At 69.7% G+C, this 10,324-nt stretch carries 8 protein-coding genes and 1 pseudogene; 6 read left to right on the top strand and 3 right to left on the bottom strand.

The genetic code is table 11. The features are described from left to right. Positions 1-78 precede the first annotated feature (78 nt). Complete coding sequence (locus AB0915_RS35975; RefSeq protein WP_366695135.1) at positions 79-858, bottom strand: ABC transporter ATP-binding protein; 780 nt, start codon at positions 856-858, stop codon at positions 79-81. 4 nt (positions 859-862) lie between these two features. Beyond that, on the bottom strand, positions 863-1,777 hold the full coding sequence (locus AB0915_RS35970) for an ABC transporter permease (protein WP_366695129.1): 915 nt from the start codon (positions 1,775-1,777) through the stop codon (positions 863-865). 184 nt (positions 1,778-1,961) lie between these two features. Between AB0915_RS35970 and AB0915_RS35965 the strand changes: the two genes are divergently transcribed. Continuing rightward, a complete protein-coding gene (locus AB0915_RS35965) occupies positions 1,962-2,570 on the top strand; it encodes a TetR/AcrR family transcriptional regulator (protein WP_366695127.1) in 609 nt (202 codons plus the stop codon). Here AB0915_RS35965 and AB0915_RS35960 read toward each other — a convergent pair. After that, positions 2,557-2,782 (bottom strand): annotated as a pseudogene (locus AB0915_RS35960) (CDP-glycerol glycerophosphotransferase family protein); the annotation flags it as partial. The gene AB0915_RS35965 and the pseudogene AB0915_RS35960 overlap by 14 nt on opposite strands. Between AB0915_RS35960 and AB0915_RS35955 the strand changes: the two are divergent. The 5 genes from AB0915_RS35955 to AB0915_RS35935 all read left to right on the top strand — a co-directional run bounded on the left by AB0915_RS35955 (position 2,675) and on the right by AB0915_RS35935 (position 10,183). Next, complete coding sequence (locus AB0915_RS35955; protein WP_366695133.1) at positions 2,675-3,061, top strand: CDP-glycerol glycerophosphotransferase family protein; 387 nt, start codon at positions 2,675-2,677, stop codon at positions 3,059-3,061. The pseudogene AB0915_RS35960 and the gene AB0915_RS35955 overlap by 108 nt on opposite strands. A 95-nt stretch (positions 3,062-3,156) precedes the next feature. Further along, positions 3,157-6,699 carry a bifunctional glycosyltransferase family 2 protein/CDP-glycerol:glycerophosphate glycerophosphotransferase gene (locus AB0915_RS35950; protein WP_366695131.1) on the top strand — a complete coding sequence of 1,181 codons (3,543 nt, stop codon included), beginning with the start codon at positions 3,157-3,159 and terminating at the stop codon, positions 6,697-6,699. Between the two features lie 237 nt (positions 6,700-6,936). Further along, complete coding sequence (locus AB0915_RS35945) at positions 6,937-8,178, top strand: hypothetical protein (protein WP_366695125.1); 1,242 nt, start codon at positions 6,937-6,939, stop codon at positions 8,176-8,178. A gap of 30 nt (positions 8,179-8,208) precedes the next feature. Then, the gene (locus AB0915_RS35940) at positions 8,209-9,726 is read left to right on the top strand and encodes a bifunctional glycosyltransferase/class I SAM-dependent methyltransferase (protein ID WP_366695123.1); all 1,518 of its coding nucleotides are present in this window, start codon (positions 8,209-8,211) and stop codon (positions 9,724-9,726) included. Positions 9,727-9,808: 82 nt separating this feature from the next. Then, complete coding sequence (locus AB0915_RS35935; RefSeq protein ID WP_366695121.1) at positions 9,809-10,183, top strand: hypothetical protein; 375 nt, start codon at positions 9,809-9,811, stop codon at positions 10,181-10,183. Positions 10,184-10,324: the final 141 nt, after the last annotated feature.

Below are 10,324 nucleotides of genomic sequence, written 5' to 3'. Positions count from 1 at the left end.
GCCCGGGGCGCCCCCTTCGGTTCGGGTCTTACGGCTCCCCCGCGATAGGGAGCCCACTCCCTATGGCGGGGGAGGCCGTTACTTCTTGGCGGTGGTGAACTTCTCGTACGCGGCGACGACGTCCTTCGCCGGACCGTCCATCCGCAGCGTCCCCGCCTCCAGCCAGATCGCCCGGTCACAGGTCTCGGTGATCGACTTGTTGCTGTGGCTGACCAGGAAGACCGTGCCCGCTTCCTTGCGCAGCTCGATGATGCGCTCCTTGCTGCGCCGCTGGAACTTGGCGTCGCCCGTGGACAGCGCCTCGTCGATCAGCAGGACGTCATGGCTCTTGGCGGCGGCGATGGAGAAGCGCAGCCGGGCACCCATGCCCGAGGAATACGTCCGCATCGGGAGGGTGATGAAATCGCCCTTCTCGTTGATGCCGGAGAAGTTGACGATCTGCTCGTAGCGCTCGCGGATCTCCTCGCGGGTCATGCCCATCGCGAGCCCGCCGAGGATGACGTTCCGTTCGCCGGTCAGATCGCTCATCAGGGCTGCGTTGACCCCGAGCAGCGACGGCTGGCCCTGGGTGTGGACCCGGCCCTTCGAAGGCGGCAGCAGACCCGCGATCGCCTTCAGCAGCGTCGACTTCCCGGAGCCGTTGGAGCCGATCAGGCCGATGGCCTCGCCCTTGTACGCGGCGAAGCTGACGCCCTTCACGGCGTGCACCTCGCGTACTCCGGGGGTTTGCCGCCGCGAGGCGATCCGGCTGAGGGTGGAGGTGGCGCTCCCCCTTCCGGTACGGGCGCCATTGACCTTGTACGTGACGTGGACGTCGTCGACGACGACGGTCGGGACCCGCTCGTCGGTGCCATTCATGTTCTCAGCCACGTCCGTACAGCTCCTCGGCCTTCCAGAAGTACACGAAGCCGCCGACCCCGCACACGAGCGCCCAGCCCGCGGCGACGGCCCATGCATGCGGGGGCAGCTGGGACCCGCTGAAACTGTCGATCAGGGCGAACCGCATCAGGTCGATGAAGACGGCGGCCGGATTGCACTCCAGCGCGACCTTCACGAAGTGCGGGACCCGGTCTCCCTTGAGCAGCGCGTCCATGCTCCACATGACGCCGGAGGCGTACATCCAGGTGCGCAGGATGAACGGCATCAACTGGGCGATGTCCGGGGTCCGGGCAGCCAGCCGTGCCACCACCATCGAGACGCCGGTGTTGAACACGGCCTGCAGGAAGAGTGCCGGAATGGCCAGCAGCCAGGACGGCCGCGGGAACTGCCCGACCGCGATGAGGATCAGCACCAGCGCGCTCAGCGAGAACAGCAGCTGCTGGAGCTGCTGCAGGGCCAGGGCGATCGGCAGCGAGGCGCGCGGGAAGTGCAGGGCCCGTACGAGGCCGAGGTTGCCGCTGATCGCGCGGGTGCCCGCAGTGATCGAGCTGCTGGTGAAGGTCCAGACGAAGACGCCCGTGACGAGGAACGGCACGAAGTCCACGACGTTGCTCTTCGTGTTCATCAGGACGCCGAAGATGAAGTAGTAGACCGCCGCGTTGAGCAGCGGGGTCATGATCTGCCAGATCTGGCCGAGCTTCGCCTGGCTGTACTGGGCGGTGAGCTTGGCGGTGGCGAATGCCGTGATGAAGTGCCTGCGCCCCCACAGCTGCCGGATGTAGGCGCCCAGGGTCGGCCGGGCGCCGCTCACAGTCAGCCCGTGCCGGGCCGCGAGCGCCGCGAGCTCGCCCGGTTCGTACACCGGGTGGAGCGCGTGGGCGGGGACCGTATCGGTCACCGCCTGGGCACATGCGGCCGGCGGGGGCGCTGAGGCTGTTGTCTGGCTCACCACGATCGCTTTCGACGGGAGGGCAGGAACAATCGCGAACGCCGGAACGGAACCGTATCGTCGCTACGTCGAGGGTAGGACGCGAAGACGTCGCAACGCAACCGTTTCGTCGTTACGGACTATCATTCTGGCCATGACCACCGACCCGGGAACCCGCCGTCGCGTCCCCGCCGGAGCCGCTGTGCTGCGCGAGGACGTCACCGATGCCATTCGCAGCGCCGTCTTCGAGGAGCTGGCGGCGGTCGGCTTCGCCCGGATGTCGATCGAGGGCATCGCCCGGCGCGCGGGCGTCGGCAAGACCGCCGTCTACCGCCGCTGGAAGTCCAAGCTGGCGTTGGTTCTCGACCTGGTCTCCGCCGTCGCGGTCCAGGGCATGCCGGCACCGGCCACCGGTTCGCTGTACGGGGACGTCCGCGCCGTCCTGCAACTGGCCGCCTATGCCCTGCGTCACCCCCTCGCCTCGCAGGTCATCCCGGACCTGCTGGTCGAGGCGGCCCGCAACCCGGAGATCTCGGACACGATCAAGGCGGCCCTGCTGGACCCCCAGCAGGGCATCGCCGCCGTGGTCGTCCGGGACGCCGTCGCCCGCGGCGAGCTGCCCGAGGGCAGCGACCCGGACCGCGCGCTGGACCTGATCGTCGGACCGCTCTACTGGCGGCTCGCGGTCGTCCGCGGCGAGCTGCCCAAAGGGTACCTGGACGATCTCGCCGCCTCGGCGGTCGCCGCCCTCAAGAAGAACTGACCGCCCCCGCCGCCAGCAGCCGGTCCACGACCCTGGCCGCCGCCCCGCCGTCGTCCAGGGTCGCAGAAGTCCCTGCGGAAGCTCTCGTAGGCCTGCGCATGCCGTTGCGCCGACGCGGCCAGGGTGCCGGGGTTGCGCAGCGCCCGGGCGATCTCGTCCGTGCCGACGAGCAGCGGGCCGGGGGCACGGGTCTCGAAGTCGAGGCGGAAGCCGCCTGCCTGGACCGCCCGATCGTGAGCTACGCCCCGGACCGGGCCGCCTACCGGGCCTCGCGCGGCACCTACGTCGACCTGCTGTCCGGCCGCCCCGGCGGCACTCCGGGCACCGTCGCCACCACCGAGGGCGAATTGCTCGAGGTGTTCAGGTCGGGGGAGTGGCGGTCGGCGGAGACCACCGCGCTCCGGGCCGCTTTCCGGGAGCGGTTCTGTCCGTACGACGACGGGCGCGCCGCCGAATGCGTGGTGCGACGACTGTTCCTGGACGGCGCCTAATGTCACACATTCGAGGCCGTAACCGGTGACCCCCGGGCGTTCACGGGGTTGAGCCATACGGACAACCAGGCCCCCGATGAACGGACGTGCTCAACATGCCGCCACGGCTCAGTGTCGTCGTCCCCGTCCACAACGTCGAGCTCTATCTGACGGACTGCCTGAAGTCCCTCGCGGAGCAGACCATGGCCGATCTGGAGGTGGTGATGGTCGACGACGGGTCCACCGACGACAGTGCCGCCCTGGCCACCGCATTTGCCGCGCAGGACAGCCGCTTCCGGCTGGTCAGCCAGAAGAACGGCGGACTCGGGCACGCCCGCAACACCGGTGTCCGCAACTGCGACCCGGGCAGCAGCTACCTCGCCTTCGTGGACAGTGACGACACCCTTCCGCCCCGCGCGTACGAACTCCTCGTCAGCGCACTCGACGAGACCGGGTCCGACCTCGCGTCCGGCAATGTGCTCCGGTTGCGCGCGTCCGGCAAGCTCCAGCAGTCGCCCAACTTCCGCAAACCCATGGCGAGCACCCGGCTGCGCACCCACATTTCCCGCGACTGGGACCTGGCCGCCGACCGGATCGCCTGCAACAAGGTCTTCCGCCGGTCCTTCTGGAACGAGCACGCCTTCGCCTTCCCGGTCGGCGCCCTCTACGAGGACATCCCCGTCGTCCTCCCCGCCCACTTCCTGGCCCGCACCGTCGACGTCGTCAAGGACCCCGTCTACCACTGGCGCGACCGGGCGGGCTCGATCACCACCAGCCGCGCCGTCGTCCGCGGCATCCAGGACCGGGCCTCGCACGTACTGGGCGTCTCCACCTTCCTCGACGAGCACCGCAGCGCCGCCGAAAAGCGCCGCTACGAGGCGCATGTCCTCGCCAACGACCTCTGGTACTTCATGGAGGCGCTGCCCGACGGCGACGACGAGTACCGCCGCGCCTTCCTCACCTACGCCAACGAGTTCACCGACCAGGTCGACCCCACCGTCCTCGACGGGCTGCCGCTGCGCCTGCGCCTGATGTGGCACCTCGTACGCGAACGCCGCATCGACGAACTGCTGGCGCTGCTCGCCCACGACAAGGCCGAACCGGGCGCGTTCGCCGTACGGGGCGTGCGGCGCCGCAGCGCCTCGTACCCGGGACTGACGCGGCCCGTGCCACGGTCGGTGCTGCGCGTCGGCGACCGGGACCTGCCGCTCACCGCCCGGCTGCGCGAGGCGCACTGGAAGGGCGGAAAGCTGCACCTCAAGGGGTACGCCTACATCCGCAACCTGCCCGCCGCCTCGCGGCGCAGCGAGTTCCGGGCCGGCTGGCTGCGGGCCGGCCGACGGCATCTGGTGCCGTTGCGGCTGCGTACCGTCCACGAGCCGGAGGCCACCGCACGCTCCCGGCAGAGCCTGCACGACTACGACCGGTCCGGCTTCGAGACGGTCGTCGACCCGGCCAGGCTCCGGATCGATCCCGGCGGCCCTGCCGAACGGCTCACCTGGCGGCTCGAAATCGGCATCGCCGGGCACGGGATGCTGCGCCGCTCCGACGTCTCCACCGACGAGGCGGCGGCGCCACCGCCCGTGCACCGGCCGGACGGCGACCACCGGATCGTGCCCGCCTTCGAGAGCGGCAAGCTGGTGCTGCACGCCGAGCGGATCGACGCCCGGTTCGAGACGCACCGGGAGGGCGACGCGGGCGACGGGACGCGCACCGTGGTGATCGACGGCATGATCCGCGACCGCCTCGGCACGGGCCCGTTGCGGATCGGCCTCACCCACCGGTCGTCCGGCACCTCCTTCGACTGTCCGGCGGCGGTCCACGAGGGCGCCGTGCCGTCGGCGGCGGGCTGGCGGCGCTTCACCGCCGAGATCCCGCTCGGCGCGTTGACCGATGCCCGGCCGCCGACGGGCGCGGGCACCGTCCCGTACAGCCTCCACCTCGTCGGACCGGACGGCCGCCGGACACCGATCGATGTGCCAGGTCCCGTCCTGCCGGGCCGCTACCCGGTCGCGCGCGGCGCGGACGGCGGCAGGCGGGAGCTCGCTCTCACCGCCGGCTCCCGCGGCAATCTGCTGATCAGCGACCGGATCGTACAGCCCGTCTGCGAGCTGGCGAGCTGGACCGAGGACGGTCTGCTGCTCCTGGAGGGCACCTTCCCCGACGAACCGGACCGCCCCGTCGAGCTGGTCGCCCGGCACAGCGGACACCGGGAGGAGGCCGTGTTCCCGGTGGCCCTCTCCGGTCCCGCCGAGGCGCGCCGCTTCCGGGCCGAGCTGCGGCCGGACGCCGTCGAGGCACCCGGCGGGGCACTGCCGCTGGGCGAGGGGCACTGGTACCTCTTCCTCCGCGAGAAGGGCGCCGGCGACGACGTGCTCGACCTGCCGCTGCGCATCCCCGCCGCCGCCCACCGCACCCTCCCCGCCACGCGAACCCTTGCGGGGCGTCGGTACGTCATCGAGCGGCGCTATCACGACCAGCTGCTCATCAACTGCGCGTCGGTGCTCACCGCCGCCGAACGCGGCGTCCGCGGCAAGCGGCTGCTGCGCGAGGCGTACGGACGGCAGCGCACGGCGGCACCCCTGCGCGAAGCCGTGCTCTACAGCAGCTTCGACGGCCGCCAGTACTCCGACTCACCGCGGGCGATCTACGAGGAACTGGCCGCCCGCACGACCGAATTCGAGCACCTGTGGGTCATCCGTGATCAGCAGGCCAGCATCCCGGCGGGCGGCACCGCCGTCGTCCACGGCTCCGCCGCCTGGCACGAGGCGCTGGCCCGCAGCCGCCACATCGTCACCAACACCCAGCTGCCCGATTGGTTCGAACGGCGCGACGGCCAGACCGTCGTGCAGACCTGGCACGGCACCCCCCTCAAGCGCATCGGTCTCGACCTCGCGGGCACCGCCCAGGCCAACGCCGCCTACATCGCCACCATTGAACAGCGCGCACGTCAGTGGAGCGTCCTCGTCTCCCCGAACAGTTTCTCCACCCCCGTCCTGCGGCGCTCCTTCGGCTACCGGGGTGAGACGCTGGAGTGCGGCTACCCCCGCAACGACCTCTTCCACGCCTCGGACCGCACCAAGGTGGCCGCGTCGGTGCGGGAGCGGCTGGGGATCCCCCCGGGCAGGCGGGTCGTGCTGTACGCGCCGACCTGGCGCGAGGACCGGCCGCAGGGCGGCGGCAGGTATGCCCTGGACCTTCAGCTCGATCTGGCGGCCGCCGAACGGGAACTCGGCTCCGACAGTGTGCTGTTGGTGCGCCGTCACTATCTGGTCACCGAACGGCTCCCCGACACCGGAAGCGGCTTCGTGCGGGACGTCTCGCGCTACGGGGACGTCGGCGAGCTGATGCTGATCAGCGACGTGCTGGTCACCGACTACTCCTCGCTGATGTTCGACTTCGCGCAGACCGGACGCCCGATGCTCTTCCACACGTACGACCTGGCCCACTACCGGGACACCCTGCGCGGCTTCTGTTTCGACTTCGAGAACCGCGCTCCCGGTCCCCTGATCCCCGACTCCGCCGACCTCGTCGAGGCGCTGCGTGATCCGGTCCGGGCCACCGAGGGACACGCGCAGGCGTACGAGGCATTTCGGCGGGACTTCTGCGATCTCGACAACGGGCACGCGGCGCAGCGGGTGGTCGACCGGATGCTGTAGGCGGCGCAGCGGTGTTCCCCGGTGCCGGCCCCCGTACACCGGGGGACCGGCATCGGGCTCGGTCGGGAAGCGGCGATGGACGCGAACGGGCTCGTGGGAATGCAGGCTGGATGGGCCATTCGAGTGATTCGGGCCATCCGGTGTGGGTGCTGTTGAGCAGGGAATCGATTCCCATCCCGCTTAAGTGTGTTGACAGGTGCGCTGTATAGCGGCCTCAGGTTGCTATGTTCTGTTTTCATGGGTATCCGAATGTGGCGCGACACCTGGAGCGTGCGACGCGCGAGAGCTGTCGTGCTCGTCACCGCAGCCGTCGGGCTGCTCGTCAGAATGCTGATCGCGGCAGCCAAACCGGGCCCCGCCGACGTGCGCATCTTTCAAGGTTTCGCAAAGGCCATCACCGTTTACGGCCCCATTCGCATTTATGAGCAGCCGCTGCCCGGCCTGCCCGTCTACAACCATCCGCCGCTGGCCGGATGGATGCTTCTCGGGTTGAACGAACTCGCCGAACTCGGAATTCCGTTCGGAACGCTGATTCGATCACCTGCCTCGGTCGCCGACTTCTTCTGTGCGCTCGTCGTGTTCGAAATCGTCCGTCGGCGCGGCTCTCTCCGTACCGCGGTCGCCTGCGGAGTGGGCGTGGCCCTCAGCCCCGTACTGATCGCCACCTCCGGGTACCACGGCAACACCGACGCGGTCGCCATCACCTTCGCCCTCGCCGCCGGGTATCTGCTGGCCGACCGGAAGGCGCCGCTGGCCGCGGGGGTGACCGCCGCGCTCTCCATCAGCGTCAAGTTCATCCCTGTCGTGGTGATCCCCGCGCTGTTCGTCGTCGCGCTGCGCGGCGGGCGGCCGGTGTTCGTCCGCTTCACCGCGGGGTTCACCGCCCTGGTCGCCCTCGTCTGGGGGCCCGTCCTGGTGACCGTGCCGGCGAACCTCAAGGAGAACGTCCTGGAGTACGCGGGCGGCAACTACCGCCTCTGGGGGCTCGTCCGGTTCGCCGATGTGCTCGGTCTGCCGGAGTCGTTCATCGCCTTCATCCGCGGCGAGGGCCACTTCCTCTTCGTGCTGATCTGCGTGGCCGTCGGCGTCTGGCTGGCCTGGGTGCGGCCCGCGCAGCTGCCCGTGGTCGTCGCCGTGACGATGGGCCTGCTGCTCCTCCTCTCCACCGCCTCCGCCCTCCAGTACCTGACCTGGGCGGCAGCCGCGATGTTCGTCATCGGGCTCTGGGAGGGGCTCGCGTACAACTGCCTGCTCGGCTGGACGGCCGTCCTCGGCTACCACGGGCGCTCCGCCGTGCGCTGGAGCGAAACGGTGCTGCAGCTCGGCGCCGCCGGGTGGTTCGTCCTCGCGATCGGACTGGTCGCCGGCGTCCGCAAGATCCTCGCCGCCCCGCCGGCCGTGCCCTCGTCGCCCTCCGTCGAACGGGCGTCGCTCACGGCGCCCCGTGCCTCACAGCCGTCCGGTTTCGCCGGCAACTGACCACACCCGAGCACAACTGGAGAACCTCCCGTGAAGGAAAGCACCAGCCCCAGGATCGGCATCCTGGTGGTCGCGTACAACGCCGAGACGACGCTGGAGAACACCCTCGACCGCATTCCGGAGGATTTCCGGTCCCGGATCTCGGAGGTCCTCATTCTCGACGACGCGAGCCATGACGCGACCTTCACCGCAGGATGCCGCTGGTCCCAAGCGAAGGGGATGCCCCGGACCGTCGTGATGCGGCACACCAAGAACCTCGGATACGGCGGGAACCAGAAGGCCGGATACGCGCTGGCCGCCGAACACGGACTCGACATCATCGTGCTGCTGCACGCCGACGGACAGTACGCCCCCGAATTGCTTCCCGACATGGTCGACCCCATTGAACGCGGAGAATGCGAAGCCGTGTTCGGATCGCGGATGATGAAGTCCGGCAGCGCCCTCAAGGGCGGCATGCCGATGTACAAATGGCTCGGCAACCGCATTCTCACCCGACTGGAGAACCGGCTCCTCGGCTCGCAGCTCACCGAATTCCACTCCGGCTACCGCGCCTACAGCGTCGCGGCACTCAAGAAACTGCCGATCGGCCGGAACACCGACGCGTTCGACTTCGACACGCAGATCATCGTCCAGCTGCTCAACGAAGGAATGCGGATCAAGGAGATCCCCGTACCGACGTACTACGGCGACGAGATCTGCTACGTCAACGGCATGAAGTACGCGAAGGATGTCGTCAAGGACGTCCTCGAATACCGTCTTGCCGTCAAGGGGTTCGGCACCTGCGCCTGGATCCCCAAGCCGGTCGAGTACGCCTTCAAGGAGGGCGACGGCTCCTCGCACGCCGTCATCCTGGAGAAGATGCGGGCGCTCCCGCCCGGCCGGGTGCTCGATCTCGGCTGTTCCGGCGGGCTGTTCGCCCAGCGCCTCGAAGCCCTCGGCCACGAAGTGACCGGCGTCGACTACATCGAGGTGCCGGGGGTCCGCGAGAAGTGCACACACTTCCATCTCGCCAACCTGGAGGAGGGGCTGCCCGCCGAGATCGGTGTCGACTTCGACTATGTGGTCGCCGGCGATGTCATCGAGCACCTCTCCCGCCCCGAACGTGTCCTCTCCGAGGTGGCGACCGTGCTGCGGCCGGGCGGCCGGGTGCTGCTCTCCGTGCCGAATTTCAGCCACTGGTACTCACGGCTGCGGGTCGCGCTCGGGATCTTCGACTACGACCGGCGCGGCATCCTCGACGAAACGCATCTGCGTTTCTTCACCCGGGCGAGCCTGCGCCGCACCGTCCGGAACGCGGGCTACGACGTCCTCGACGTCGCCTCCACCGGGGCGCCGTTCTGGTCCCTGCTCGGCGGCCGCGGCCCCCTCCCCCTGATCCTCAGCGGGCTTTCGAAGCTGCTGACCCGGATCCGGCCGACGCTGTTCGGCTATCAGCACGTCGCACTGCTCACCCCGCATGCGGCCGAGACGATCATCGCTGGAGAGCACGTCGATGTTCAGGACATCCTCAACCGACAGCACGTCCCTGCCGACCGGATCGGGGTCTGAGACCGCGGCTCCCGCCGCCTCCGTGCCCGCCCCCTCACGCGCACCCGGGCCGCCGCCCGCCCCCGCAGTCAGGAGCAAGACCTTGACCCTGCCCAGTCTGACGCTGCTCCTGTTCGCCGTGTTCGCGTCGGCGGGCGGCCAGATCATGCTCAAACACGGTATGAAGGGTGCCGCGGCGACGGCCGGGCGCGACGGGGGATCGCTCGCGATCCGCGCCGCGACCAGCCCGTGGGTCATCCTCGGGCTGGTCGTCTTCGCGGTCTCCGCGCTCGCCTGGATGGCGACACTGGCCAAGGTGCCGCTCAGCATCGCGTACCCGTTCAACGCGCTCGGCTACCTGCTGATTGTGATGGCCGGATCGACGGTGCTGCACGAGCGGACCTCGATGTGGACCTGGGGCGGCTCGCTGCTCGTCGTCATCGGCCTCGCCACGGTCATGGCGGGCCAGCAACGCTGAGGCGCATCCCCGGGGCCGGGTGCGCCATCGATCTCCCCCACAGCCTTAGGGCCTGTTCTGAGTTCCCCGCCTGCGCCCCGACGCCCGGCACGCACGCTCGCCGCACGGCGCCGCAGGACAGGTGGCTCCGCCACATGACCT

Origin of the sequence: Streptomyces sp. NPDC048411, assembly GCF_040704695.1 — a bacterium.
GTDB lineage: Bacteria > Actinomycetota > Actinomycetes > Streptomycetales > Streptomycetaceae > Streptomyces.
The sequence above is the reverse complement of the archived record's forward strand: the minus strand, read 5'-3'. Positions and strand labels throughout refer to the sequence as shown.

Excerpts from the sequence above, each read along its gene's own strand:
- AB0915_RS35965 (WP_366695127.1), top strand. The coding sequence starts at position 1,962 with ATGACCACCGACCCGGGAACCCGCCGTCGCGTCCCCGCCGGAGCCGCT.
- AB0915_RS35950 (WP_366695131.1), top strand. The coding sequence starts at position 3,157 with ATGCCGCCACGGCTCAGTGTCGTCGTCCCCGTCCACAACGTCGAGCTC.
- AB0915_RS35945 (WP_366695125.1), top strand. The coding sequence starts at position 6,937 with ATGGGTATCCGAATGTGGCGCGACACCTGGAGCGTGCGACGCGCGAGA.
- AB0915_RS35975 (WP_366695135.1), bottom strand. The coding sequence starts at position 858 with ATGAATGGCACCGACGAGCGGGTCCCGACCGTCGTCGTCGACGACGTC.